25 protein-coding genes and 1 pseudogene are annotated in these 25,584 nt (G+C 44.3%); 21 read left to right on the top strand and 5 right to left on the bottom strand.

All coding sequences use genetic code 11. The annotated features are described in order from the left end of the window. Positions 1 to 104: 104 nt before the first annotated feature. The 3 genes from safA (at position 105) to NSU16_RS13535 (ending at position 2,851) form a co-directional block, all read left to right on the top strand. Positions 105 to 1,268 (top strand): spore coat assembly protein SafA, encoded by a 1,164-nt coding sequence (safA, locus tag NSU16_RS13545; protein WP_010335146.1) that lies wholly within the window; start codon positions 105 to 107, stop codon positions 1,266 to 1,268. 148 nt (positions 1,269 to 1,416) lie between these two features. Then, the gene (locus NSU16_RS13540) at positions 1,417 to 2,028 is read left to right on the top strand and encodes a YhcN/YlaJ family sporulation lipoprotein (protein ID WP_010335145.1); all 612 of its coding nucleotides are present in this window, start codon (positions 1,417 to 1,419) and stop codon (positions 2,026 to 2,028) included. Positions 2,029 to 2,131: 103 nt separating this feature from the next. After that, on the top strand, positions 2,132 to 2,851 hold the full coding sequence (locus NSU16_RS13535) for a YebC/PmpR family DNA-binding transcriptional regulator (protein ID WP_268505184.1): 720 nt from the start codon (positions 2,132 to 2,134) through the stop codon (positions 2,849 to 2,851). A gap of 46 nt (positions 2,852 to 2,897) precedes the next feature. Here the strand turns inward: NSU16_RS13535 and NSU16_RS13530 are convergent, their stop codons facing one another. Continuing rightward, positions 2,898 to 4,352 carry an alanine/glycine:cation symporter family protein gene (locus NSU16_RS13530; protein ID WP_268445646.1) on the bottom strand — a complete coding sequence of 485 codons (1,455 nt, stop codon included), beginning with the start codon at positions 4,350 to 4,352 and terminating at the stop codon, positions 2,898 to 2,900. Positions 4,353 to 4,620: 268 nt separating this feature from the next. Further along, positions 4,621 to 4,948, bottom strand: a pseudogene (locus NSU16_RS13525) (DUF5412 family protein). A 204-nt stretch (positions 4,949 to 5,152) separates the two neighbouring features. Here NSU16_RS13525 and NSU16_RS13520 point away from each other — a divergent pair. Continuing rightward, positions 5,153 to 5,275 carry a hypothetical protein gene (locus NSU16_RS13520; RefSeq protein WP_010335141.1) on the top strand — a complete coding sequence of 41 codons (123 nt, stop codon included), beginning with the start codon at positions 5,153 to 5,155 and terminating at the stop codon, positions 5,273 to 5,275. Between the two features lie 41 nt (positions 5,276 to 5,316). Here the strand turns inward: NSU16_RS13520 and NSU16_RS13515 are convergent, their stop codons facing one another. Next, positions 5,317 to 5,967 (bottom strand): phosphotransferase, encoded by a 651-nt coding sequence (locus NSU16_RS13515; protein WP_010335140.1) that lies wholly within the window; start codon positions 5,965 to 5,967, stop codon positions 5,317 to 5,319. A gap of 237 nt (positions 5,968 to 6,204) precedes the next feature. Between NSU16_RS13515 and iolG the strand changes: the two genes are divergently transcribed. The 9 genes from iolG to yajC all read left to right on the top strand — a co-directional run bounded on the left by iolG (position 6,205) and on the right by yajC (position 13,672). Next, positions 6,205 to 7,230, top strand: a complete 1,026-nt coding sequence (iolG, locus tag NSU16_RS13510; RefSeq protein ID WP_010335139.1) for an inositol 2-dehydrogenase — start codon at positions 6,205 to 6,207, stop codon at positions 7,228 to 7,230. An 84-nt stretch (positions 7,231 to 7,314) separates the two neighbouring features. Next, positions 7,315 to 8,622, top strand: coding sequence for an MFS transporter (locus tag NSU16_RS13505; RefSeq protein ID WP_010335138.1), 1,308 nt, complete (start codon positions 7,315 to 7,317; stop codon positions 8,620 to 8,622). A 47-nt stretch (positions 8,623 to 8,669) separates the two neighbouring features. After that, positions 8,670 to 9,179: an intercompartmental signaling factor BofC gene (locus tag NSU16_RS13500; protein ID WP_326191005.1), complete on the top strand. Its 510-nt coding sequence runs from the start codon at positions 8,670 to 8,672 to the stop codon at positions 9,177 to 9,179. A 138-nt stretch (positions 9,180 to 9,317) separates the two neighbouring features. Next, complete coding sequence (gene ruvA, locus NSU16_RS13495; RefSeq protein ID WP_010335136.1) at positions 9,318 to 9,923, top strand: Holliday junction branch migration protein RuvA; 606 nt, start codon at positions 9,318 to 9,320, stop codon at positions 9,921 to 9,923. Positions 9,924 to 9,933: 10 nt separating this feature from the next. Then, a complete protein-coding gene (gene ruvB / locus NSU16_RS13490) occupies positions 9,934 to 10,938 on the top strand; it encodes a Holliday junction branch migration DNA helicase RuvB (protein ID WP_010335135.1) in 1,005 nt (334 codons plus the stop codon). Next, positions 10,931 to 11,131 carry a DUF2905 domain-containing protein gene (locus NSU16_RS13485; RefSeq protein WP_010335134.1) on the top strand — a complete coding sequence of 67 codons (201 nt, stop codon included), beginning with the start codon at positions 10,931 to 10,933 and terminating at the stop codon, positions 11,129 to 11,131. The genes ruvB and NSU16_RS13485 overlap by 8 nt, the downstream gene beginning before the upstream one ends. A gap of 26 nt (positions 11,132 to 11,157) precedes the next feature. Beyond that, a complete protein-coding gene (gene queA, locus NSU16_RS13480; protein WP_339191164.1) occupies positions 11,158 to 12,186 on the top strand; it encodes a tRNA preQ1(34) S-adenosylmethionine ribosyltransferase-isomerase QueA in 1,029 nt (342 codons plus the stop codon). Positions 12,187 to 12,212: 26 nt separating this feature from the next. Next, positions 12,213 to 13,358: a tRNA guanosine(34) transglycosylase Tgt gene (gene tgt / locus NSU16_RS13475; protein ID WP_168748352.1), complete on the top strand. Its 1,146-nt coding sequence runs from the start codon at positions 12,213 to 12,215 to the stop codon at positions 13,356 to 13,358. Positions 13,359 to 13,405: 47 nt separating this feature from the next. Beyond that, the gene (gene yajC, locus NSU16_RS13470) at positions 13,406 to 13,672 is read left to right on the top strand and encodes a preprotein translocase subunit YajC (protein WP_010335130.1); all 267 of its coding nucleotides are present in this window, start codon (positions 13,406 to 13,408) and stop codon (positions 13,670 to 13,672) included. A 55-nt stretch (positions 13,673 to 13,727) separates the two neighbouring features. Here the strand turns inward: yajC and NSU16_RS13465 are convergent, their stop codons facing one another. Next, positions 13,728 to 14,117, bottom strand: coding sequence for a TIGR04086 family membrane protein (locus NSU16_RS13465; protein ID WP_229146619.1), 390 nt, complete (start codon positions 14,115 to 14,117; stop codon positions 13,728 to 13,730). A gap of 196 nt (positions 14,118 to 14,313) precedes the next feature. Between NSU16_RS13465 and NSU16_RS13460 the strand changes: the two genes are divergently transcribed. Next, entirely contained in the window at positions 14,314 to 14,970 is a 657-nt protein-coding gene (locus NSU16_RS13460; RefSeq protein ID WP_010335128.1) for a DUF421 domain-containing protein, read from the top strand. A 3-nt stretch (positions 14,971 to 14,973) separates the two neighbouring features. Here the strand turns inward: NSU16_RS13460 and spoVB are convergent, their stop codons facing one another. Continuing rightward, on the bottom strand, positions 14,974 to 16,530 hold the full coding sequence (gene spoVB / locus NSU16_RS13455; protein WP_339191161.1) for a stage V sporulation protein B: 1,557 nt from the start codon (positions 16,528 to 16,530) through the stop codon (positions 14,974 to 14,976). 115 nt (positions 16,531 to 16,645) lie between these two features. On the opposite strand from spoVB, the gene NSU16_RS13450 reads away from it, so the two are divergent. The 7 genes from NSU16_RS13450 (at position 16,646) to relA (ending at position 25,578) form a co-directional block, all read left to right on the top strand. Then, complete coding sequence (locus tag NSU16_RS13450) at positions 16,646 to 16,942, top strand: post-transcriptional regulator (protein WP_010335127.1); 297 nt, start codon at positions 16,646 to 16,648, stop codon at positions 16,940 to 16,942. A gap of 37 nt (positions 16,943 to 16,979) precedes the next feature. Continuing rightward, the gene (secDF, locus tag NSU16_RS13445) at positions 16,980 to 19,193 is read left to right on the top strand and encodes a protein translocase subunit SecDF (protein ID WP_339191159.1); all 2,214 of its coding nucleotides are present in this window, start codon (positions 16,980 to 16,982) and stop codon (positions 19,191 to 19,193) included. A 158-nt stretch (positions 19,194 to 19,351) separates the two neighbouring features. Next, positions 19,352 to 19,849 (top strand): cation:proton antiporter regulatory subunit, encoded by a 498-nt coding sequence (locus NSU16_RS13440; RefSeq protein ID WP_268448753.1) that lies wholly within the window; start codon positions 19,352 to 19,354, stop codon positions 19,847 to 19,849. 76 nt (positions 19,850 to 19,925) lie between these two features. Further along, complete coding sequence (locus tag NSU16_RS13435; protein WP_010335125.1) at positions 19,926 to 20,261, top strand: lipopolysaccharide assembly LapA domain-containing protein; 336 nt, start codon at positions 19,926 to 19,928, stop codon at positions 20,259 to 20,261. Between the two features lie 66 nt (positions 20,262 to 20,327). Continuing rightward, positions 20,328 to 22,688: a single-stranded-DNA-specific exonuclease RecJ gene (recJ, locus tag NSU16_RS13430; RefSeq protein ID WP_339191154.1), complete on the top strand. Its 2,361-nt coding sequence runs from the start codon at positions 20,328 to 20,330 to the stop codon at positions 22,686 to 22,688. Positions 22,689 to 22,693: 5 nt separating this feature from the next. Further along, entirely contained in the window at positions 22,694 to 23,206 is a 513-nt protein-coding gene (locus tag NSU16_RS13425) for an adenine phosphoribosyltransferase (protein ID WP_010335123.1), read from the top strand. Positions 23,207 to 23,373: 167 nt separating this feature from the next. Continuing rightward, positions 23,374 to 25,578, top strand: coding sequence for a GTP diphosphokinase (gene relA / locus NSU16_RS13420; protein ID WP_339191151.1), 2,205 nt, complete (start codon positions 23,374 to 23,376; stop codon positions 25,576 to 25,578). Positions 25,579 to 25,584 lie beyond the last annotated feature (6 nt).

The raw sequence follows: 25,584 nt of genomic DNA, 5'->3' as shown, positions 1-25,584 counted from the left end.
CCCCTCCTGTACTCATAACTTCTTTTGAGCAGGCATATGTTGTGAAGAAACATATTGTAATCACACAACTGAACTGTTCACGTTTTGCATAGGAGGGGAAAACGTTGAAAATCCATATCGTTCAAAAAGGCGATTCACTCTGGAAAATAGCTGAAAAATACGGAGTTGATGTTGAGGAAGTGAAAAAACTCAATACGCAGCTCAGCAATCCAGATTTAATTATGCCTGGGATGAAAATAAAAGTGCCGTCTGGAGGTGTTCCGGTCAGAAAAGAGATAAAAGCTGGCAAAAGTCCGGCGGCATCCGGGAATGAGAAGAAAGAACACCCATATTCCAAGGAGAAGCCTAAATCCGTTGTCGACGTAGAAGACACAAAACCGAAAGAAAAGCAGTCAGTTCCTTTTGTCCCGCCGATGCCGAATTTGCATGATAATGTGTATCCTGAAGCTGATGTAAACGATTATTATGATATGAATCAGCTTTTTCAGCCTTGGTCACCTCCTAAACCGGAGGAGCCTAAAAAGCATCATGACGGAAATATAGATCATATGTATCACATGCAAGATCAATTTCCACAACAGGAGGCAATGAGTAATATGGAAAATGCAAATTATCCGAATATGCCTAATACGCCTAAAGCGCCAGATGTAGGCGGTCTGGAAGAAGAAAACATCCACCACACTGTTCCGAATATGCCGGCAGTTCAGCCATATTATCCGTATCCAACCCATTTTGTACCATGTCCGGTTCCTGTCTCACCGGTTCTGCCTGGTTCCGGCCTGTGCTACCCATACTATCCTGCACATGCATTTCCGATGCATCAGCCTTATGGCTATCAGCCAGGTTTTGCTTCACCTTCGCAATATGATCCGGGTAAATATGATAACCAGCATCATGAAAACAGCCATCACGGGCATTACGGATATCAGCCTTCGCACGGCGCGCCTCAATATGCATCGCCGGCTTATGGATCTCCTTATGGGCATATGCCATATGGTCCTTATTATGGCGCTCCTCAAGTGATGGGTGCTTATCAGCCAAATATGGCGCATGGTTATATGCCGCCATTTAAGGATCATGATGATTGCGGGTGTGACGATGATCAGCAGCCATACTTCTCAGCACCTGGTTATCAGGGAGGCGCATATGGAACGCCTTATATGCCTTACGGAGGAGCAAATCCGAATCCGTATGGAGCCGGAACATCCATGCCAAATCAGCCTTCAACAAATCAGATGTTTGGACGGCCGGAAGAAGAAAGTGAATGATTGCTCGGGACGATGTAAATCGTTCCTTTTTTTAGTTATTGTTTTGTACAAGACGAATGGTCATAACTGACACGCTTAACATATCTCCCTGATGCGCATGATAAAAACGAGCACAACATGCTCAATCAGTCCTCGGGGGGTTTTTCCATTGGGTAGAAAGTTAACAATTGCAGGTCTCATTTTGATGACAGCCGGATTAACAGCATGCGGCGCAAATAATGATGCCCTTAATGATACGCGTAATAACGGTAATAACGGTAATACCCGTCCAATCGGATATTATACAAATGAGAACGACGCTGACAGACAGGGAGACGGGATGGATCACGACGGCCCGGTCTCTGAATTGATGGAAGACCAGAACGGCCAGAACGGCCGTGACCGAAACACAACCAATGTAAACGACCGTGTTACTGCCGATGATCGCGTCCCATTGACAACAGACGGAACATATAACAACACTAATAACAGAAACATGAACCGAAATGGGACGAACAACAACGGGTATGACAACCAAGAGAACAGAAGACTTGCCGCAAAAATCGCCAATCGTGTGAAACAAGTCAAAAACGTCAATGACACACAAGTCATGGTTACGGATGACAAAGTCGTCATCGCAGTCAGAAGCCACGCTGATTTCACAAAGTCTGACAGGCAAAATGTCACAAAAGCCGCACGAAACTATGCGGATGGCCGTGACATTCAAGTATCTACAGATAAAGGACTGTTCACAAGACTTCATAAAATGAACAGACGCTAGGACTAAGAAGGCTGCCGGAGAGTGATTCCCGGCGGTCTTTTTCTTTACAACGGATTGCAATACCCATTAAAGTGTACATAGAAATATCAAGGAAGGTGATAGCGTGGCTGGCCATTCTAAATGGAAAAACATACAAAAAAGAAAAAATGCGCAAGATGCAAAGCGCGGTAAAATATTTATGAAGCTTGCTAAAGAAATCTATGTGGCTGCGAAGCAAGGCGGAGCCGATCCTGAAGCAAATTCAGCATTGCGGCTTGTAATTGAAAAAGCAAAAGGCGCCAATATGCCAAATGAAAATATAGACCGTGCCCTTAAAAAAGCCGCAGGAAGCCAGGACGATAGCAGCTATGAGGAAATCACCTATGAAGGCTACGGCCCATCAGGGGTTGCCGTCATGGTGGAGTGCTTAACTGATAATAAAAACCGTACGGCGACAAATGTGCGGACAGCTTTCAATAAAAACGGCGGAAGTCTCGGAGAAAGCGGATGTGTAGCATTTTTATTTGAACGGAAGGGATACATTGCAATTGACCGTACAGAGCGGCAAATAGAAGAGGATGAACTGATGCTTGATGTCATAGAAGCGGGCGGCGAAGAGCTGCGGACAGAGGAAGAATACTTTGAAGTATTATCAGCGCCTGAACGTTTTGAAAAGGTAAAAGCAGCACTTGAAGCGGATTATCCAGTCGATTCAGCTGAGGTGACCATGATACCGAAAACATATGCAGACGCTGATGACGAGGCTGTTGAAAAACTGGAAAAATTGATCGATACGCTTGAAGACGATGATGATGTTCAGGCAGTGTATACCAATTACCAGTAATATGAAAAGACCGGCGCAAAGTGCTCTTAGGCCGGTCTTTTTTATCTTAGGAGACGTGCTCTTTTTCGTATGTGTATTCTTTCTCCCAGAAATCAGCGTTTTTGATGCCGAGTGTTTTAGGATCAAAGACTGGGTCTAACCCTTGTTTCTTCTGTTGCTCATAATCCTTTAACGCAATAAGCGCTGGCTTGGCGAGCAAAACAATGGCAATGACGTTCAGCCAAACCATAATGCCAAGTCCCGCGTCACCTAGAGCCCAAGCGAGTGTAGCGGTTTTGACCGCACCGTAGAATGTCGCGGCTAAAATGATCAGTTTTAAGCCAAGCATAGCCCACTTGCTTTCTCTGCCTCTCGCTAAATACGCGATATTTGTTTCAGCGATGTAGTAATAAGCCATAATGGTTGTAAAAGCGAAGAAGAACAAAGCAATAGCGACAAAGCCTGCACCAAAGCCGGGCAGCACACTGTCAATGGCGGCCTGAGTGAAGCCCGGTCCAGCTTCTACGCCTTTCAGGTGATTGACAATAAATGATCCGTCGGCAGCCTGTGTATTGTACATACCGGTAAATAAAATCATGAATGCAGTAGCGGAACATACAAATAAAGTGTCGATATAAACAGAAAATGCCTGAACCAATCCCTGCTTTACTGGATGGGACACCTCTGCAGCGGCAGCGGGATGAGGGCCTGTTCCTTGGCCGGCTTCGTTTGAATAAACGCCTCGTTTGACGCCCCATGAAATGGCCATGCCGATGAGACCGCCGAATGCGGAATCTAACGCAAATGCACTTCTGAAAATCAAAGAAATCACAGCAGGCAGTTCAGAAATATTCATCACAATGATGATCAGGGAGAGCAGAATGTATCCGACTGCCATAAACGGGACAATCATTTGTGCTGCACTGGCAATACGTTTTACACCTCCGAAAATGATAAAACCTAATAAGAGAACAAGAAAACAGCCAGTAATGGCAGGAGATATGCCGAATGCATTTTGGACGCCCGCTGCAATGGAGTTGGACTGGACCCCTGGCATAAGGAGAGCCATTGCAATCAGTGCCGCAGCCGCAAATAAAACAGCAAACCACTTAATGCCTAATCCTTTTTCTATATAATAAGCGGGTCCGCCTCGATATTGGCCGCCTTGTTTCACTTTATAAATTTGGGCAAGAGTAGATTCAACAAAGGCGCTCGAAGCACCGATAAAAGCAATGGCCCACATCCAGAACACCGCGCCGGGTCCACCGAAGGCAATTGCTGTTGCCACACCTGCAATGTTTCCGGTTCCCACCCTGCCGGACAGCGCGATTGATAATGCTTGAAAAGAAGATACCCCTGCCTCTGAGCTCTTTCCTTGAAACATCAGCACAATCATTTCTTTGATGTGTCTGACTTGTAAAAAACGGGTCACAATAGAAAAGATCAAACCAATTCCTAATAAAGTATAAATGACGGGTGTACTCCATAAGACCGCGTTTAAACTAGCAACAAAATCTGCCATCAAGCTTCCTCCTCATGTCGTTTCGATTTCATTTTATAAAGAGGATTTTGGGTTAATTGAACTATTTTTACAATCAATCTGTCACATTATATAACGTGTAATGATCATAAGAGGGGTGAATGGGGTGAAAAAAAGCGCAGCGTATGAAGTACGCCGCGCTTCTGTTTAAAAAGGCATGTCACCAATTGTAAACAGTCCTAGAGAAATAAATAGCCAAGCTCTGCCGTTGCGCATATAAAAGGCAAGGCGATAGGGATCTTTCATCATCTTACCTCACTGATGCTTGCGGCGGCTCCTCACGAATCCAATGATTATCCTTTCGCCAATCATAAGTTTCATCGATATCAAGATGGTAAAGTCTGGCCGCCGATTTTTACTGTATTGTTGTTCAACCACTTAACAGCTAGTCTGCTGTCAGGATAATTCCAGTAGATTGTTTTATTGACAAGTGTTTTTTCATTCACGAGTTCGCCTCTGGCGGCATCTAAGCCTAAGGTATTTTTGGATACATAAGTGTTTAGCGTATAGCTTCCGTCCGGAGATTCCACTGATTGTACAAGGCTGCCTTTCGGAACGTTTTTGAGTGAAAAAAACATCCAATAAACGGCACCGCCGAAGAACAGGAGACATGAGAATATAATAAGAGGGACTTTACTGCGTGTTTTGATGTGACTCTCTCCCTTTTTTTCTCTCATTTTACCATATCAAGGATTTTATACGATCTTTACATTTCTTTAAAATTTCCTCAATAAAGTGCAGGTATGATAAAGGAAAATAGATAAAGGGTGGGGGAGACAGAAATGGAAAACACATATTGTCATTCCAGCGAAAAGAACTCAGAAGCGGTTTATTTGAGTGTGAGAGGATATCGCATCAAGCTGTCGCCTGAACAAATGAAATTGATTTCTGCTCTCAGAAAGTAAAAATAAAGTGATAAAGGCAGCCGCATAAGCGGCTGCCTTTTCTATGAAGAATATTTTCTTTTCCGTTGTGCTACGTGCTTCTGAAACCAATCTTTTTTATATAAAAAAGCGATAAGCTCAAGCCAAAAGCCCGGGATTTTTTTCGGGAAAATCGGCTTTTTATAAAGCATATGATACGCCGTTTTTAAATCGTCCCACTGTGTGCACGTTTTTGTCTGTTCAAATCTCGCGACATCAATGACCCGCACTGCTCCGGATTCTGTCAGAATCAGATTGCGCAAATGAATGTCTGACGGGTTGAGACCGGCTGCACGGGCGTCAGAAAGTGCGTCCTCTACCTGCTGAATCATATCGTCGCTGATCGCGATGCCTTTTTTCAGGCAGTTGTAAAAAGTATCGCCTTTAATATATTCCATTAAAATAAATGAATCACCAGTTTCATAAATGTCAGGGTAGAATGCGGATCCGGCTAATTTTTCATAAATCGCTGCTTCTTTGACGGCTGTCGCTTGATACTCCGGAAAGAATACCTTCAGCGCCATTTTTCGGTCACCTTCTGTTATGGCAAACACATAGGCGCTTCGTCCCTTGCCGATTAATGTCAATTCCTCGGGTTTCTCTTTGACTTTATCAAATCTGCTGTTTTGGCGGTATATGACTGAATGGGCCAGTGCCTCTGCTTTTGTCAGCATTTCATTCACCTTCTTTGCTCTATTTTATGCAGTTGTTTATAGGAAAATCCAAAACTGTTCAGGAAAAAGAGCCTAAATATAGTGTATCTGGTCTTGGGAAAGAAGGCTACCTATAAGCTTTGATTGTGATAAAAGAGACATGAAAACGTTTATGCCACTCCTTGAAAAGCGCTTACAAATGGGATACTATTAATTTGAAATAAAGCGCTTTCGTAAACTTTCAAGGGGGAACACGCTATGACGAAACAGATGGTGACAGGAATTATCGGTGCAGGGCGCATCGGCAAACTTCATGTTCAAAATATACATCGGATTCCTCATATGAAAATAAAAGCGGTTTCTGATATTTCTGCAAGCTGTTTACAGGATTGGGCCGCCAGTCACCACATTGAATACATAACCGCTGACTATAGAGATTTATTACTTGATCCTGATATTGACGCTGTTTTTATCTGTTCGCCAACAAACACACATACGCAAATCATCAGAGAAGCAGCTGAGGCGAAAAAACATATTTTTTGTGAAAAACCAATTAGTTTTTCTCCCGATGAAACGAAGGAGGCACTTGCGGCTGTCCGGAAACATGGGGTTAAACTGCAAGTCGGATTTAACCGCCGTTTCGACCCTCATTTTAGGAAAATCAAAACCATTGTCTCAAATGGTGAAATCGGCACGCCTCATTTATTAAAAATTACGTCACGGGACCCTGAACCGCCGAATGTTGATTATGTCCGCACATCAGGCGGCTTCTTTATCGATATGTCGATTCATGATTTTGATATGGCCAGATACATCATGGGAAGTGAAGTGACGGAAGTGTATGCAAAAGGAGCGGCTTTGGTGAATCCGTCCTTTGCAGAGCTGGGGGACATTGATACGGCTGTCATTACCCTGACATTTGCAAACGGTGCCATGGGTGTGATAGACAACAGCCGTCAAGCTGTGTACGGATATGACCAGCGTGTCGAGGTTTTCGGCACGAAAGGCTCGGCAGCAGCGGACAATAGCAGGCCGACGACGGTAGAAGTGTCGACCGCTGACGTTGTCATGAAGGATAAACCGCATTTCTTTTTCCCTGAACGCTATAAGGAAGCCTATGTAGAGGAGATTCTTCAGTTTGCAGAAGCCATCCAAACAAATCGAGAGACTGCCTGCACTGGCGATGACGGCTTTCAGGCGGAACGAATAGCAAGGGCGGCTCAGCAGTCGCTCGCTTTAGGCATGCCTGTCACCATTGAACATACTGAAAAAATTGTTTTTTAATATTCAGAAAGAAAGGATTACAATACAGCAAGCTTGGGTATATACATTCCATTGATACTTTATAAAAAGTAGGCGGTGGAAATCATGAATACAGCACATGCTAAAGGAAATGCTCTGAACAAAATTGGGATTCCTTCTCACATGATTTGGGGTTATATTGGTGTGGTCATCTTTATGGTTGGAGACGGACTTGAGCAAGGATGGCTGTCTCCTTTTCTTGTTGATCACGGTCTCAGTATGCAGCAATCTGCTTCTCTATTTACGGTGTATGGCATTGCGGTCACGATTTCGGCTTGGCTATCAGGAACCTTTGTCCAGACTTGGGGGCCAAGGAAAACGATGACGGTCGGTTTACTAGCTTTTATCCTCGGTTCAGTTGCTTTTATCGGCTGGGCGATTCCTCATATGTACTATCCGGCTCTCTTGGGCAGCTACGCGCTTAGGGGCTTGGGATACCCGCTGTTTGCATACTCGTTTCTAGTATGGGTATCATACAGCACCTCTCAGCAAATCCTTGGTAAAGCCGTCGGATGGTTTTGGTTTATGTTCACGTGCGGCCTGAACGTGCTTGGGCCGTTTTATTCGAGCTATGCGGTTCCGGCGATTGGAGAAATCAATACGCTTTGGAGCGCTCTCTTATTTGTGGCAGCAGGCGGAGTTCTCGCATTGTTTTTTAATAAAGATAAATTTATGCCTGTACAGAAACAAGATCAGCCGAAATGGAAAGAGCTGTCGAAGGCATTTACAATTATGTATGAAAATCCTAAAGTCGGCATCGGCGGCGTGGTCAAGACAATTAATGCTCTCGGACAATTCGGATTTGCGATATTTCTTCCGACATATTTAGCGCGTTACGGCTATTCTGTTTCAGAGTGGCTGCAAATTTGGGGAACGCTGTTTTTTGTCAACATTGTATTTAACATCATTTTCGGCGCAGTCGGAGACAAACTGGGCTGGCGAAATACAGTCATGTGGTTCGGCGGTGTCGGCTGCGGTATTTTTACACTGGCGCTTTATTACACGCCGCAATTGATCGGCCATCAGTACTGGGTGCTGATGATCATTGCCTGCTGCTACGGTGCGGCACTGGCCGGATATGTTCCGTTAAGCGCGCTTTTGCCGACGCTTGCGCCTGATAACAAAGGTGCTGCCATGTCCGTGTTAAATCTGGGGTCGGGTTTGTGCGCCTTTATTGCTCCCGGCATCGTGAGCCTTTTTATCGGTCCGCTTGGCGCAGGCGGCGTGATCTGGATTTTTGCGGCATTATATTTTCTCAGTGCTTTCCTGACACAGTTTCTGACGATTTCGGAACGAAACGCCGATATGTATCCAGAAGAACGGCTTGTCAGGAAAAATGTGCAAACAAATTTTGAGAAAACGGTTAAGCAGTAGCCTCTTTGGTCAGACTAGTCATAAACGTGTGCAAAGAGGTGTAAAAGGTGAAACGGTTTAGCACTGCGTATCTGTTGCTGGGTTTATTTTGCTCAGCCGCAGCTTTTGTAATGGGTGCTCCCAGCGCGTTAGGGGCAGAAGTGGAGCACTATGAACCGCTGCAGGTACATGTGCAGCTTGAAAAAGTGTATTTGGATGGAGAGGTCAGCATCGAGCATAAGCGTGAAAAGGTGCTCTCCATGGATGACTTTTGGGCGGATTATGCGGGATGGACGCTTGTCGAACATAAAAATGGGTACGTTCTATTTCGGAAGCAGGTGGACGATATTTCTCCGCTCAGCAAGGTGAATGGGTATATCGGCGTTTCTGACAGCGGAGTGATTTCCACCTTTCATGGACGGCCGGAGTCGGATGCTGAACCCATTCAATCTTTTTTTCAAATTGACTTAGAAAGACTGGAGAGCCATATGCAAAAAAATCTCGAAAAAGGCATTCCGTTTCGGACGAAAGCGGAGTTTAAAGATGTCATAGAACATATCAAGACGTACAGCGGGTGACCACTGCTGATTGAAGACATGTGCTCATGTCTTTTTTTTCGTGGAACAACGAAAGACAAGCGAACATATGTTAACTTTTCTTTAAGCCTTTTGCTGTTTTTATGGTACAATGAAGAACAGTCAAAGAGGTGAATGTTCGTGATCGAATTTGTTAAAGGGACGATTGATTATGTTTCTCCCCAATATATTGTGATAGAAAACGGCGGCATCGGCTATCAGATTTTTACGCCAAATCCGTTTATATATAAGGAGAGAAGTCAAGAAACCATTTTTACGTACCATCATGTAAGAGAGGATGCGTTTTTACTATACGGCTTTTCAACAAGGGAGGAAAAAGCGCTCTTTACAAAGCTGTTAAATGTGACCGGTATCGGTCCAAAAGGGGCACTCGCCATTCTGGGATCAGGTGACCCGGGAGCGGTCATTCAAGCAATTGAAAATGAAGATGAAGCCTTTTTAGTCAAGTTTCCGGGCGTCGGCAAAAAAACTGCGCGCCAGATTATCCTTGATTTAAAAGGAAAGCTGGCTGACGTCGTGCCTGAAATGATTGAGAACCTGTTCAATCATGAAGAAAGACTTGATAAACAAACGGCAGAAACGGCGCTTGAAGAAGCACTCGAGGCCCTCAGGGTACTCGGTTATGCCGAAAAAGAAATCAAAAAGGTACTTCCTCACTTAAAAGAGGATATTGGTCTGACAACAGACCAATACGTAAAAAAAGCATTACAAAAACTATTGAAGTAAGGTGATGTTCATGGATGAACGGCTCGTCTCAAGTGAAGCAGACAACCATGAATCAGTGATAGAGCAAAGCCTGAGGCCTCAGCGCCTGGTTCAATATATCGGGCAGCATAAGGTAAAAGAGAATTTGCGTGTTTTTATAGATGCCGCAAAAATGAGACAGGAAACGCTTGATCATGTTCTTTTGTACGGTCCGCCTGGGCTCGGAAAAACGACGCTTGCATCCATCGTCGCCAACGAAATGGGAGTGGAGTTGCGGACGACTTCGGGCCCTGCGATTGAAAGACCGGGTGATTTGGCTGCGATCTTAACGGCGCTCGAGCCGGGGGATGTATTATTTATCGATGAGATACATAGGCTGCACAGATCGATTGAAGAAGTGCTTTATCCGGCAATGGAAGATTTTTGTCTTGATATTGTCATTGGAAAAGGGCCTTCTGCCCGTTCAGTCCGTCTTGATCTTCCGCCTTTTACATTGATCGGCGCCACGACAAGAGTAGGGCTTTTGACGGCGCCGTTAAGAGATCGATTCGGCGTTATGTCGCGGCTTGAGTATTATACACAAGAAGAGCTGGCTGATATTGTTACGAGAACGGCTGATGTGTTTGAGGTTGAAATTGATCAGCCGTCAGCGCTTGAGATTGCCAGAAGATCAAGAGGAACGCCGCGGGTGGCGAACCGCCTGCTGAGAAGGGTCCGGGATTTTGCACAGGTGTTAGGCGACAGCCGGATTACAGAAGAGATATCTCAGGACGCTTTGGAGCGGCTTCAAGTTGACCGTCTCGGCTTGGATCACATTGATCACAAGCTGCTGATGGGAATGATCGAAAAATTTAACGGCGGTCCAGTGGGGCTTGATACGATTTCAGCCACGATTGGCGAAGAACCGCATACGATTGAAGATGTGTACGAACCGTATCTTCTGCAAATCGGTTTTATCCAGAGAACGCCGCGGGGAAGGATCGTCACACCGGCCGTTTATCATCATTTTCAAATGGAGGCCCCCCGATATGACTGAATTTCCTAAGATCATTATGATTCTTGGTGCTGTTTTGCTTATCATCGGAGCAATTTTGCATTTTGTTGGCAAGATGCCGGGAGATATTTTTGTGAAAAAAGGAAATGTCACGTTTTTCTTCCCGGTTGTCACTTGTATTATCATAAGTGTGGTATTATCAATCTTGCTTAATCTTTTCGGCAGAATGAAATAACAAAAGACTAGAATAAAGGTGAAATTATGAAAGTTGATTTATTTGATTTTGAACTTCCGGAACGTTTAATTGCACAGGTGCCATTGGAACAGCGTGATGCTTCAAGGCTGATGGTGCTTGATAAACATACAGGAGAGCTGACAGACAGCTCGTTTAAACAGATTATCAGTTTCTTTAAAGAAGGGGATTGTCTCGTCCTGAACAATACCCGCGTTTTGCCTGCCCGGTTATTCGGAACAAAAGAGGATACAGGGGCAAAAGTAGAACTGCTTTTGCTGAAACAGGAAGCCGGTGACAGGTGGGAAACACTCGTCAAACCGGCAAAACGGGTAAAAAAAGGAACCGTTGTAACATTTGGAGACGGTAGATTAAAAGCTGTCTGCACGGAAGAACTGGAGCATGGCGGCAGAAAAGTTGAGTTCCATTATGACGGTATTTTTTATGAGGTGCTGGAATCTCTCGGAGAAATGCCGCTTCCGCCATATATTAAGGAACAGCTTGATGACAGAGAGCGCTACCAAACGGTGTTTTCAAAAGAAATCGGATCTGCCGCTGCTCCTACAGCCGGCCTTCATTTCACGGAAGACATTTTACAGCAGCTAAAGGACAAAGGCGTTCAAATTGAGTTCATCACACTGCATGTCGGACTCGGAACGTTTCGTCCAGTCAGTGCAGATGAAGTGGAAGAGCACAATATGCATGCAGAGTTCTATCAAATGTCAGAAGAAACGGCCGCTGCTTTAAACAGCGTAAGGGAAAAGGGCGGACGGATTATTTCTATCGGCACGACCTCAACCCGCACGCTTGAAACGATTGCCGGTGAACATGATGGTCGATTTAAAGCATCAAGCGGATGGACATCTATTTTTATTTATCCAGGCTATGAATTCAAAGGCATTGACGGAATGATTACAAACTTCCATCTGCCGAAATCGTCATTGATTATGCTGGTCAGTGCGCTTGCAGGCAGAGAAAACGTCCTGCGTGCGTATAACCATGCGGTTGAAGAAGAATACCGTTTCTTCAGCTTCGGCGACGCAATGCTGATTATATAACTTGAGAACAGGAGGCCTCATAAAAAGTGGCTGAACAACCAATACGCTATGAATTTATAAAAGAATGCAAACAAACAGGGGCGCGCCTGGGCAGAGTGCATACTCCCCATGGCTCCTTTGAAACGCCTGTTTTTATGCCGGTCGGCACACTGGCGACAGTTAAAACAATGGCGCCTGAAGAGCTAAAGGCAATGGACGCTGGCATTATTTTAAGCAACACATATCACTTATGGCTCCGCCCGGGGCACGATATTGTAAAAGAAGCTGGCGGACTCCATAAATTTATGAACTGGGACCGCGCAATTTTAACAGATTCAGGCGGTTTTCAGGTCTTTTCATTAAGCAAGTTTCGTAATATAGAGGAAGAGGGCGTTCACTTTCGCAATCACCTAAATGGAGATAAGCTGTTTTTATCCCCGGAAAAAGCGATGGAGATCCAAAACGCACTCGGCTCTGATATTATGATGGCATTTGATGAATGCCCTCCATATCCGGCAGAATACGATTACATGAAACGGTCAGTTGAGCGGACAAGCCGCTGGGCCGAACGTTGTCTGAATGCCCATGCCCGTCAGGACGAGCAAGGCCTGTTTGGTATTGTTCAAGGGGGAGAATACGAAGATTTGCGTACACAAAGCGCGAAAGACTTGATTTCCCTTGATTTTCCGGGATATGCTATAGGTGGATTGTCCGTGGGTGAACCGAAAGACGTTATGAATCGGGTGCTTGAATTTACGACTCCGCTTTTACCGAAGGATAAGCCGAGGTATCTGATGGGAGTTGGTTCTCCAGATGCTCTGATTGACGGAGCGATCCGCGGAGTAGACATGTTTGACTGTGTGCTGCCTACCCGTATTGCACGGAACGGCACGGTGTTTACTGCTGAAGGCCGGCTCAATATGAAAAACGCAAAATTTGAGCGAGACTTCCGTCCGATTGATGAAGAGTGTGATTGCTACACATGCAAAAATTACACACGGGCGTATATTAGACACTTGATTCGCTGCAATGAAACGTTTGGACTCCGATTAACAACTTACCATAACCTTCATTTTCTGTTACACTTAATGGAGCAGGTAAGACAGGCTATTCGCGAGGATCGTCTGGGTGATTTCAGAGAAGAGTTCTTTGAGCGTTACGGCTATAATAAGCCAAATGCGAAAAGCTTCTAATATAAAAAGCCATAATGGCAAGTTTGTTTCAGAAAGGGGGGAAAAAGATGACAGGTACTTTAGGTACAATCGTTCCTATTATTTTAATGTTTGCGGTTCTTTATTTCTTGCTGATCCGTCCACAGCAGAAGCAGCAGAAAGCTGTGCGTCAAATGCAGGAGGAACTGAAAAAAGGCGATTCAGTCGTGACAATCGGTGGATTGCACGGTACAGTTGACTCTATCGACGAAAGCAAAGTCGTCATTAAGACTGGTGATAACACACGTCTTACTTTCGACCGCCGCGCGATCAGAGAAACTTCTGCTGCTGAATAACAGCAGGAGTTCATACATAGCAAACAAAAAAGAGCGGGTAGCCCCCGCTCTTTTTTTATGAGGAAGATCTGCTTCCTCTCAAATTCACTCCGAAAATACCGCCAAGCATACATACGCCTAAAAAGCCAAGATGGAAGAGCAATTGTTCTACTGTAAATGTTTTTCCGAATCCTAAATATTGAAACAGTAAAATAATCAAGGAAAAGCTCAAAGCAGTCAATGCCCCAATCAGCCAGCCTCTTTCCTTCCCTTTCCCGCCAGATATGAATCCGCCGATAAACAAAGAAAGGAATGATACGGCGGTGATCAGCCAGTTGAATGATGATTCTTCAAGCGAGGTTGCTGTCAGTAAAAGTGAAACGGCTAAACTCGTTAGGAGCATGGCTGAAAATATGGCGATTAAGCCGTAGAGTATGCCTTTTCCAACTTGTTTCGTTTCCTCCATGAATTTCTCCTCCCTGCCTATCTATAAAGGCTTCTGTTCTTATTAAACAAAGCTTCAGACATGCTGATGGCTCGTCTTTGTAAAAATGTATTCCCTAGATCCGTGAATTAGACGTAAAAGCTTTATGAAATACGATCACTTTTTCTTACATAAATCGTTTGTTTTGTTGCATGCTATGATGAGTTGGAGGTGCATCATGGAAGAGCTTCTTACTATAACGTTTCGCACAGTCATATTATATTTTGTGATCCTGATTATTTTTCGTCTCATGGGCAAGCGGGAAATCGGAGAGCTTAGTATATTAGATCTCGTTGTCTTTATCATGATGGCTGAAATTGCCGTCCTGGCCATAGAAAACGTAGATGACCATCTGTTTCATACCATTTTGCCAATGCTTGTGCTAATGATGATCCAAGTGACATTTGCATACCTATCCTTAAAAAACCGGCGTATTCGTCAGCTGCTTGACGGCAAGCCGACCATTATCATTAAATACGGAAAAATTGACGAAGACGCTATGAAATCACAGCGTTATAATTTTGATGATTTGATGGTTCAGCTTAGAGAAAATAATGTCGAAAGAGTAGCTGATGTATCATTTGCTATATTAGAGCCGTCAGGCAAATTGACTGTCGTAAAAAAACAAAAAGATGATGAACATAGACAGCTGGAGATGCCGCTTATCATTGACGGTGACATTCAAACTGAGAACCTGGCTAGGATCGGCAAAGATAGCAAGTGGCTTGAGGAGAATTTATTGAAACAGGGATACACGAGTCCTTCAGGTATATCATTTTGTTCGTTTACTGACGGTGAATTTTTTATTGATGAAAAAGATGGGCACCGCCCCTGATCTTCATCGGACAATCAGGCGTCCGATAACAGGGATGCGGCGAAGCTCATCTTTTTTGATTAAACGGAAAACGAGCAGCAAGATGATATAGAAAACAGCACTGATCGCAATCCATCCGGCAACATTCACAGCCTCTGACTCTCCGAAGCGCACATATTGTTTGACAGCAGAGCTGAGGAACCCGCATATAAAAATAACCGCGAAGCAGAGCACGTACTCTTTTATTTTGATGCTGATTGGCAGCACCTTGCTCACTGTCGCTGCATGCAAAAGGGTGACGAGCACCATGCCCGTTACAATCGCTAATGCAGCACCCATGATGCCGAGAGACGGTCTCGTGGCAAGGACGAAAATGAGGCCTGTTTTCACAAGAGCTCCGATCAAGCTGTTCATCATTGCAGCCCCTGCTAAATTGAGCGCCTGCAGCACAGCCTGAAGCGGACCCTGAAAATAATAAAGCAGAAAAAACGGAGCCATGACTTTTATAAACACGGCTGCGCCTGAGGACCCATACATCACGCTCATCAGCTCATCCGCAAACACATATAAAATCACAACTGAAATGCCCCCGCTAAGCAGGCACAGCCGCATGGCCTGCTCCAATCGATATTCAACCACCTGAAGTTTTTTCTGTTCCATTCCTTCACTTATCGCAGGAACAAGCGCGGTCGACAAAGAATATGTAATAAAGCTGGGCAGAGTCAGCAGCGTCATGGCAAAGCCGGTCAGTTCCCCGTATTGCTTTGTTGCCGCAACTGTCGCCACTCCGGCAATTGCAAGGCTTTGTGCTACAACAATGGGTTCAAAAAACCATGAAAGGTTGCCGATAAAACGGCTGCCGGTTGTAGGAAGGGAGACACTCATTAATTGGGAAAAAGTTTCTTTTCCATTTTTAATCGATTGGAAAAAATGTTTTCTGATTTTAATTGTCTTTTTGAATTTAAAACAAATGAATAAATAAACGAGTGACGCCAGCTCTCCTGCAACTGAAGAAAGCATGGCTCCCGCTGCGGCATATTCAATTCCGTAAGGGAGAAAAATCGTCGTGCATACAGCCACGAGAGAAATACGGATGACTTGTTCTAGGACTTGTGAAACGGCAAGCGGGTTCATATTTTGTTTTCCTTGAAAATACCCTCTTAGCACACTGGATATGGCGATAATCGGCACGACCGGAGTAATGGCCAAGAGGGGATACAGCGTCCTCTGATCTGTCAGCATGGTTTCCGCCATGATCGGGGCGAAAAATAAAAACAACGGTGTGAAAATCAGGCTGAGAATCCCAGTGATGGTAAGAGACATGACTAAAATATTTTTCGTTTTTTGATGATCTCCGCGTGCGCTGGCTTCAGCGACTAGCTTACTGATTGCGACGGGAAGACCGAATTGAGTTAATGTAGTGGCTAAGAAAAAGGTAGGAGCTGCCATCATATAGAGCCCGACCCCTTCTTCGCCTATGAAACGGGCGATGACCACCCGGTTGACAAAGCCGAGCATTCTTGTGACCATCCCTGCTGCGATAAGGATAAGAGTGCCCTTTAAAAACGTCTGTTTCGCCATTTTTACCCCCTGCCTTCTCAAACTACCTGGAATCATATACAATAAAGATATGCGTATATATCGTCCAAGCATGACAAGTCTTCTTGAAAAACAATAAAAAAGGAGCGTGGAATTCGTGGATAAGCATCCAGCCGATCTATATAAAGACCACGTAAGGCCGTTTCTTTACAGCAAACTGGAAGAGTTTAAGATTCTGGGATATGATGATGTTGAACTCGATAGTTTGTGGTCATACTTAAAAAACAAGAAGTGGAAAAAGAAATCGGAATTGCACATCTATGAACTGACAAGAGATATTTTATCAGTGAAAATTGGAGAATTTATGAACTATGCAACTGTTGAGTCATTTAAAACGTCTAATTGGCTGGGCAGTGAAGAGGGTCAGGAAGCATTAGAAGAACTACTGAGGTAGCAGTTGATCTGCATAGGTTTAAGGGAGGATATACATAATGAAAAAAGGACGCTTGATTGCGTTTTTCCTTTTCGTTCTATTGATTGGCACGGGCCTAGGCTACTTTACGAAGCCTGCCGCAAACAATATTACGTTAGGATTGGATTTGCAAGGCGGATTTGAGGTGCTGTATGACGTACAGCCTGTAAAAAAAGGTGACAAAATCACAAAAGACGTTCTGGTCAGCACAGTAGAGGCTTTGAACCGCAGGGCGAATGTCCTCGGTGTCAGTGAACCGAACATCCAAATTGAAGGAAATAACCGGATTCGTGTTCAGCTCGCTGGTGTGACAAACCAAAACAGAGCGCGGGAAATTCTGGCGACTGAGGCTCAGCTTTCTTTCAGAGATGCAAATGATAAAGAATTGCTGAATGGTGCGGATCTCGTCGAAAACGGCGCACAACAAACTTATGATAGTACAACAAATGAACCGATTGTCACTATCAAATTGAAAGATGCTGATAAATTCGGAGAAGTGACGAAAAAGGTCATGAATATGGCGCCGAACAACCAGCTTGTTATTTGGCTGGATTACGAAAAAGGCGACTCCTTTAAAAAAGAAGTTCAGAAAGAGAACCCTAAATATGTTTCCGCTCCGAATGTAAGCCAGGAATTAAACACAAAAGATGTAAAAATCGAAGGGCATTTTAAAGTCCAGGAAGCGAAAGATTTAGCCAGCATTTTAAATGCCGGGGCGCTGCCTGTGAAACTGACTGAAAAATACTCAACATCAGTAGGCGCACAATTCGGACAGCAGGCGCTGCATGATACGGTATTTGCAGGTATTATCGGGATCGCTATTATTTTCCTATTTATGCTTTTCTATTACCGCCTGCCAGGATTGATTGCGGTGATTACGCTATCAGTTTATGTATACATTACGCTCCAGATTTTTGACTGGATGAACGCTGTTCTCACTCTTCCGGGAATAGCCGCACTCATTTTAGGCGTTGGGATGGCTGTAGATGCCAACATCATCACCTATGAGCGGATTAAGGAAGAGCTCAAACTAGGAAAGTCAGTCCGTTCTGCCTTCCGCTCAGGAAACAGACGGTCATTTGCGACGATTTTTGACGCGAATATTACAACCATTATTGCAGCGGTTGTGCTCTTTGTCTTTGGGACAAGCTCTGTTAAAGGGTTTGCGACAATGCTGATACTGTCGATACTGACAAGCTTTATTACCGCAGTCTTCTTATCAAGATTTCTGCTTTCGCTTCTTGTGGAAAGCAGATGGTTAGACCGCAAAAAAGTCTGGTTTGGCGTCAAAAAGAAACATATTGTGGACATCCAGGACACAGATGAAAATACAGAACCGTATACGCCGTTCCAAAAATGGGATTTTACGAGCAAACGAAAAATTTTCTTTATTTTCTCAAGTGCAGTTACCGTTGCCGGGATTATTATTCTGCTTGTATTTAAGCTGAATTTGGGCATTGACTTTGCGAGCGGCGCACGGATTGAAGTGCAAAGTGACCATAAGCTGACGACAGAGCAGGTGGAGAAGGACTTTGCATCACTTGGCATGGAACCTGACACGGTTGTCTTGTCAGGCGAAAAGAGCAATATTGGTGTTGCCCGCTTTGTAGGAGTGCCTGATAAAGAAACCATTGCAAAAGTGAAAGATTACTTTAAAGACAAGTACGGAGCCGAGCCGAATGTCAGCACGGTGTCACCTACTGTTGGTAAAGAGCTGGCGAGAAACGCATTGTACGCAGTAGCCATTGCTTCAATCGGAATCATTATTTACGTTTCCATCCGATTCGAGTACAAAATGGCAATTGCTGCAATTGTTTCACTGCTTTATGATGCTTTCTTTATCATCACATTTTTCAGCATTTCAAGGCTGGAGGTAGATGTTACCTTTATTGCAGCCGTTCTGACGATTGTCGGTTATTCAATTAACGATACAATCGTTACATTTGACAGGGTTCGCGAGCATATGAAAAAGCGCAAGCCGAAAACGTTTGCCGATTTGAGCCATATCGTAAACCTCAGCTTGCAGCAAACCTTTACAAGATCCGTTAATACTGTATTAACTGTAGTAATTGTAGTCATAACACTGCTGATCTTTGGGGCATCTTCTATTACAAACTTCTCAATCGCTCTATTGGTTGGGCTGTTAACAGGTGTTTATTCATCCCTCTACATTGCCGCGCAAATTTGGCTTGTTTGGAAAGGGAAAGAATTAAAAAAAGGTACGGAACAATAGAGTAAATGGTCAGGCTGTCCTTTATGGCAGCCTGATTTTTCGCGTTTGATTGATCTTAAAATAGACATTTGCTATAATGACATACGCTTACAATTAATCATATAAATGGTGTGAAGAGGATTTGTGACAGGTTTTCATATATGTGGGAGGGTTTGGCTATGAAGGTTCGCGAGTCGGAGCTGCCGGGTATCGGGCAAAAAGTTGAGATTGTCACCAGAAACCAAGATAAAATATCAATTATTATTCATGACGACGGCAGAAGAGAGCTGTATTATTTTGACGAAAATGATCATGAAGAATGTGTGACATCCGTACAGTTTGATGATGCGGAAGCGAGGCAGATTTCTGCGATTCTGGGCGGGATGGCATATAAACCGAAAGCGTTAGAAACCGTGGAAGTAGCTCTTGACGATTTGATCATAGAATGGTTTAAAGCAGAAGCAGGAGCAGCAGCCGTTCACAAGACCATCGGTGATTTGGACGTGCGGCAGGAATATCAAGCGACTGTCATTGCTATATTAAAAAAGAATCAGGCAAAGCAATTGAATCCTGGGTCTGAAACAGTGATAGAAGAAGGAGATACACTCGTCATCTCTGGAGAGAGAGAAGGACTGAAGAGGCTGATTCGTGAAAAATTAACCGCATTGGGGGCTTGACCTCACGTCAAGCCATGTTTAAAACGAATGTGAATAGGGAAACTAACCTCAATAAGTGAAGTTTGGGGGTAATCGAATGAACAAACAATGGACGATTATATTTGCACTTATTTTTACATTGCTTGTCGCTGTATTCGCAGTCATTAATGTAAGATCCGTAGAAGTTGATTACCTGTTTGGCAGATCAGAGTGGCCGCTTATTCTCGTCATTTTAGGTTCAGTACTGATGGGGGCGCTGATCGTTTTTTCTGCCGGGATTTTTCAAGTCATGAAATTAAAGAGAGAAATAAAAGCGCTGCGGAAAGAAAACAAAACCGCACAGGACGTGATACATAACAAAGAGGATGCTCATTTGAATGATGTCCAAGCCGACACACAGGATGCATCCGCCATTATTGAGAAAAAAGACTAGTTTTCGAATTATATTTGAAACCCCTCAGCCTGCTCTAGTATAATAGGGTGGTTGAGGGGTGAATTTATGTTAGCGTCAAAAATGCGATGGGAAATCCAGAGACCAGATCAGGAAAAGGTCAAATCACTCACAGAACAATTGGACATAACACCTCTTGTTGCGTCGCTGCTTGTAAAAAGAGGCTTTGATACGGCAGAAAGCGCGAGACTGTTTTTACATACAAAGGATGCCGAATTCTATGATCCCTATGAGATGAAGGGGATGAAAGAAGCGGTTGAACGAATAAAACAGGCGATTTCACAACAAGAACAGATTATGATATATGGCGATTATGATGCCGATGGAGTTACCAGTACGTCAGTGATGCTGCACACTTTGCAAAAGCTGTCAGCGCAAGTTGATTTTTATATACCTGACCGGTTTAAAGAAGGCTACGGCCCCAATGAACAGGCGTTTCGTTCGATTAAAGAACGAGGCTTCTCACTCATTATTACGGTTGATACGGGGATTGCCGCTGTCCATGAAGCGAAGGTAGCAAAGGAACTTGGCTTAGATGTCATCATTACCGACCACCATGAGCCTGGACCAGAGCTTCCGGATGTTCATGCGATCGTTCACCCGAAGCAGCCTGGCTGCACCTATCCTTTTAAGGAGCTTGCAGGAGTGGGAGTAGCGTTTAAGCTTGCCCACGCATTATTGGGCGAATGGCCAGATGAACTTCTTGACCTGGCGGCAATCGGCACCATTGCCGATCTAGTTCCGCTGCATGATGAAAACAGATTAATTGCAACATTAGGTCTCGAAAAGCTCCGGCGGACGAAACGGCTTGGCTTAAAAGAGCTGATTAAGCTCTCAGGCGGAGACATCGGAGAAGCGAACGAAGAAACCGTCGGATTTCAGCTCGCACCGAGACTGAATGCAGTCGGAAGAATTGAACAGGCCGATCCTGCTGTTCATCTGTTGATGTCAGAGGACCTGTTTGAAGCGGAAGAGCTTGCCGCTGAAATCGATCAGCTTAATAAAGAACGGCAAAAGATGGTCAGTAAAATGACGGATGAAGCGATTGAAATGGTTGAACAAGAAGGGCTTACTCAAACTGCAATTGTCGTGGCAAAAGCAGGGTGGAATCCCGGAGTCGTCGGAATTGTAGCTTCAAAGCTTGTAGACCGTTTTTACCGCCCGGCCATTGTCCTTGGAATTGATGAAGAAAAAGGGATCGCCAAAGGTTCGGCACGAAGCATTAGGGGATTTAATTTGTTTGAAAGCCTTTCTGAATGCAGAGATATTCTTCCGCACTTTGGAGGCCATCCAATGGCGGCTGGCATGACGCTGAATGCCGAGGATGTGCCGGAATTGCGGAACAGGCTGAATGAGATAGCTGACCATACGCTTACGGAAGAAGATTTTATTCCTGTACAGGAAGTAGACCTCGTATGCAGCGTGGAGGACATTACGGTTGAAAGCATCACAGAGATGAATCTGCTTTCTCCCTTCGGCATGCTGAACCCGAAACCGCATGTAATGGTAGAAAACGCAGTGCTGGAAGATGTCCGCAAAATCGGGGCGAATAAAAATCATGTCAAAATGACGATTAGAAACGATTCCTCCCAGCTTGACTGCGTCGGTTTCAATAAAGGCGAGCTTGAGGAAAATATTGTGCCCGGCTCAAAAATTTCGATTGTTGGCGAAATGTCGATCAACGAATGGAATAACAGAAAAAAACCTCAGCTGATGATCAAGGATGCGGCTGTTGCTGAATGGCAGCTGTTTGACTTAAGAGGAAAACGCACGTGGAAAGATACGCTTTCCGCCCTTCCGTCTGATAAACGAGTCATTGTCTCCTTCAAAGAAGAAACCAAAGCGCTTCTTCAGTCTGAAGATTTTCGCCATGACGTGCACGTTATCAGTTCTGAAGACCAAGCGAAGGCATGTGAACTTGACAATGCATATATTGTATTACTGGATTCTCCGCCTTCGCTGGACATGCTCGCACGTTTGCTAGAAGGCAAAGCGCCTGAGCGGATTTACTTCATCTTTCTCAATCATGAGGAACACTTTTTATCATCTTTTCCGGCAAGAGACCACTTTAAATGGTATTATGCATTCTTGCTGAAAAGAGGCACTTTTGACTTGAATAAACACGGCTCAGAGCTTGCGAGGCATAAAGGCTGGTCGGTTGAAACAATCAATTTCATGACAAAGGTGTTTTTTGATCTCGGTTTTGTTAAAATAGAGAATGGTGTGCTGTCTGTAATAAGCGGAGCGAAAAAACGCGATTTAACAGACTCGCAAACATATCAAGCAAAACAGCAGCTGATGGAGCTGGATCAAAAGCTGAATTATTCTGCGGCTGAAGAGCTGAAGGAATGGCTGAATAAGCTGATGAAACAAGATTCAGAGGCTTATGAAAGTACGAGGAGGACATAAAACAGATGGATTTAAAACAATACGTAACAATTGTACCGGATTACCCGAAAGAGGGCGTGCAATTTAAAGATATTACGACACTGATGGATAAAGGCGATGTCTATCGCTATGCAACAGATCAAATTGTTGAATATGCGAAAGAAAAACAAATTGATTTGGTTGTCGGTCCAGAGGCACGCGGCTTTATTATCGGCTGTCCGGTTGCCTACGCGCTTGGCGTCGGTTTTGCACCGGTGCGCAAAGAAGGCAAATTGCCGCGTGAGGTCATCAAAGTGGATTACGGTTTGGAGTATGGCAAAGACGTATTAACGATCCACAAAGATGCGATTTTACCGGGCCAGCGTGTGCTTATTACAGATGACCTGCTTGCAACAGGCGGCACAATTGAAGCAACAATCAAACTTGTCGAGGAGCTTGGCGGCATTGTAGCTGGTATCGCTTTCTTAATCGAGCTTTCTTACCTTGATGGCAGAAATAAACTTGATAATTATGACATCTTAACATTAATGAAATACTAAAGATAACCTCATAAAGGAAAAAGCACTCGATACAGGGTGCTTTTTTCCTATTGTTTTGCAGTTATTTGATATATTATTTGGTGATTTGAACTTCTGCTCTTTACATCTATCGTTTTTTTCTTGATAATAAACTACAATACAGTTTACATTTTAAAAAAGGTGATTCCATGGCGAACGAACAAGTATTGACTGCCGAGCAAGTTATTGATAAAGCGCGCAGTTATCTATCCGATGAGCATATAACATTTGTCGAAAAAGCATACCTGTACGCTGAAGATGCTCATCGCGAGCAATACCGCAAATCAGGTGAGCCTTACATTATTCATCCGATTCAGGTTGCGGGAATTCTCGTTGATCTTGAAATGGATCCATCCACAATCGCGGGCGGATTTCTGCATGATGTAGTGGAGGATACTGATGTGACGCTTGATGACCTGAAGGAAGCATTCTCCGAGGAAGTGGCAATGCTTGTGGACGGTGTAACGAAGCTCGGTAAAATTAAATATAAATCTCAAGAGGAACAGCAGGCGGAAAATCATCGCAAAATGTTTGTCGCTATGGCTCAAGATATCCGGGTCATACTGATCAAGCTGGCGGATCGTCTTCACAATATGCGGACACTGAAACATCTTCCCCAAGAAAAACAGCGGAGAATTTCTAATGAAACGCTGGAAATCTTTGCTCCTTTGGCTCATCGCCTCGGGATTTCAAAGATTAAATGGGAACTGGAAGATACGGCGCTCCGTTATTTGAATCCTCAGCAATATTACAGAATTGTCAACCTCATGAAGAAAAAACGCGCAGAACGCGAGCTTTATGTCGACGAGGTTGTCAATGAGGTGAAAAAACGTGTCGAAGAAGTCAACATTAAGGCTGACTTCTCAGGCCGGCCGAAGCATATTTACAGTATCTATAGAAAAATGGTGCTGCAAAATAAGCAATTCAACGAAATTTATGATCTGCTTGCTGTCCGGATTCTCGTGAACAGCATAAAGGACTGCTACGCGGTGCTAGGCATTATTCATACATGCTGGAAGCCGATGCCCGGCAGGTTCAAAGATTATATCGCAATGCCGAAGCCGAACATGTATCAATCGCTTCATACAACAGTTATAGGGCCTAAAGGCGACCCGCTGGAAGTGCAGATCCGCACCTTTGAAATGCATGAAATTGCGGAATACGGGGTTGCAGCTCACTGGGCTTATAAAGAAGGAAAAGCAGCGAGTGAAAGCGCGACATTTGAGAAAAAGCTTTCATGGTTCCGCGAAATCTTGGAATTCCAAAATGAATCAACAGATGCCGAAGAATTTATGGAGTCGCTCAAAATCGATTTGTTCTCGGATATGGTGTACGTCTTTACGCCAAAAGGAGATGTCATCGAGCTTCCGTCCGGTTCTGTCCCGATTGATTTCTCTTACCGGATTCACTCTGAAATCGGCAATAAAACAATCGGTGCGAAGGTCAACGGAAAAATGGTGACCCTTGACCATAAGCTCCGGACAGGTGATATCGTTGAAATTCTCACCTCCAAGCATTCTTATGGCCCGAGCCAGGATTGGGTGAAGCTTGCTCAAACCTCACAAGCGAAGCATAAGATCCGTCAATTCTTTAAGAAACAGCGGCGCGAAGAAAATGTCGAAAAAGGCCGGGAATTGGTTGAAAAAGAAATTAAAAATCTGGACTTTGAAGTGAAGGACGTCCTGACACCGGAGAACATCCAAAAAGTTGCAGATAAATTTAACTTCTCAAATGAAGAAGACATGTATGCAGCGGTCGGCTACAATGGCATCACAGCCCTGCAGGTGGCGAACCGGCTGACGGAAAAAGAAAGAAAACAGCGTGATCAGGAAGAACAAGAAAAAATTGTTCAGGATGTCACTGCTGAGCCTAAACCGTATCCGCAAGGAAGAAAGCGTGAAGCTGGCGTTCGCGTCAAGGGGATCGACAATCTTCTTGTGCGTTTATCGAAATGCTGCAATCCTGTGCCTGGTGACCATATTGTCGGTTTTATTACAAAAGGCAGAGGGGTTTCCGTCCATCGCGACGACTGCCCGAATGTCAAAACGAATGAAGCGCAGGAGCGGCTAATTCCCGTAGAGTGGGAACATGAATCACAGGTGCAAAAACGCAAGGAATACAATGTTGAGATCGAGATTCTTGGGTATGACCGCCGCGGATTGCTTAACGAGGTGCTTCAGGCAGTGAATGAAACGAAAACAAATATTTCTTCTGTCTCTGGCAAATCGGATCGCAACAAAGTGGCAACCATTCATATGGCTATTTTTATCCAGAACATCAATCATCTGCATAAAGTCGTCGAGCGCATTAAGCAAATAAGGGATATATATTCTGTGCGCCGCGTCATGAATTAAAGGAGT

The sequence above is a fragment of the Bacillus sp. FSL K6-1003 genome (assembly GCF_037964945.1).
GTDB lineage: Bacteria > Bacillota > Bacilli > Bacillales > Bacillaceae > Bacillus > Bacillus mojavensis.
Note: the sequence above shows the minus strand (reverse complement) of the source record. Positions and strands in the feature narration are given on the sequence as shown.

What these genes read in the sequence shown, in the direction of transcription:
- NSU16_RS13485 (WP_010335134.1), top strand. Translation starts at nt 10,931, where the DNA reads ATGACTGAATTTCCTAAGATCATTATGATTCTTGGTGCTGTTTTGCTT.
- ruvB (WP_010335135.1), top strand. Translation starts at nt 9,934, where the DNA reads ATGGATGAACGGCTCGTCTCAAGTGAAGCAGACAACCATGAATCAGTG.
- NSU16_RS13505 (WP_010335138.1), top strand. Translation starts at nt 7,315, where the DNA reads ATGAATACAGCACATGCTAAAGGAAATGCTCTGAACAAAATTGGGATT.
- NSU16_RS13440 (WP_268448753.1), top strand. Translation starts at nt 19,352, where the DNA reads ATGAAGGTTCGCGAGTCGGAGCTGCCGGGTATCGGGCAAAAAGTTGAG.
- yajC (WP_010335130.1), top strand. Translation starts at nt 13,406, where the DNA reads ATGACAGGTACTTTAGGTACAATCGTTCCTATTATTTTAATGTTTGCG.
- NSU16_RS13425 (WP_010335123.1), top strand. Translation starts at nt 22,694, where the DNA reads ATGGATTTAAAACAATACGTAACAATTGTACCGGATTACCCGAAAGAG.
- NSU16_RS13460 (WP_010335128.1), top strand. Translation starts at nt 14,314, where the DNA reads ATGGAAGAGCTTCTTACTATAACGTTTCGCACAGTCATATTATATTTT.
- NSU16_RS13515 (WP_010335140.1), bottom strand. Translation starts at nt 5,967, where the DNA reads ATGCTGACAAAAGCAGAGGCACTGGCCCATTCAGTCATATACCGCCAA.
- NSU16_RS13520 (WP_010335141.1), top strand. Translation starts at nt 5,153, where the DNA reads ATGGAAAACACATATTGTCATTCCAGCGAAAAGAACTCAGAAGCGGTT.
- NSU16_RS13465 (WP_229146619.1), bottom strand. Translation starts at nt 14,117, where the DNA reads ATGGAGGAAACGAAACAAGTTGGAAAAGGCATACTCTACGGCTTAATC.
- iolG (WP_010335139.1), top strand. Translation starts at nt 6,205, where the DNA reads ATGACGAAACAGATGGTGACAGGAATTATCGGTGCAGGGCGCATCGGC.
- queA (WP_339191164.1), top strand. Translation starts at nt 11,158, where the DNA reads ATGAAAGTTGATTTATTTGATTTTGAACTTCCGGAACGTTTAATTGCA.
- NSU16_RS13530 (WP_268445646.1), bottom strand. Translation starts at nt 4,352, where the DNA reads ATGGCAGATTTTGTTGCTAGTTTAAACGCGGTCTTATGGAGTACACCC.
- recJ (WP_339191154.1), top strand. Translation starts at nt 20,328, where the DNA reads ATGTTAGCGTCAAAAATGCGATGGGAAATCCAGAGACCAGATCAGGAA.
- relA (WP_339191151.1), top strand. Translation starts at nt 23,374, where the DNA reads ATGGCGAACGAACAAGTATTGACTGCCGAGCAAGTTATTGATAAAGCG.
- secDF (WP_339191159.1), top strand. Translation starts at nt 16,980, where the DNA reads ATGAAAAAAGGACGCTTGATTGCGTTTTTCCTTTTCGTTCTATTGATT.
- spoVB (WP_339191161.1), bottom strand. Translation starts at nt 16,530, where the DNA reads ATGGCGAAACAGACGTTTTTAAAGGGCACTCTTATCCTTATCGCAGCA.
- NSU16_RS13435 (WP_010335125.1), top strand. Translation starts at nt 19,926, where the DNA reads ATGAACAAACAATGGACGATTATATTTGCACTTATTTTTACATTGCTT.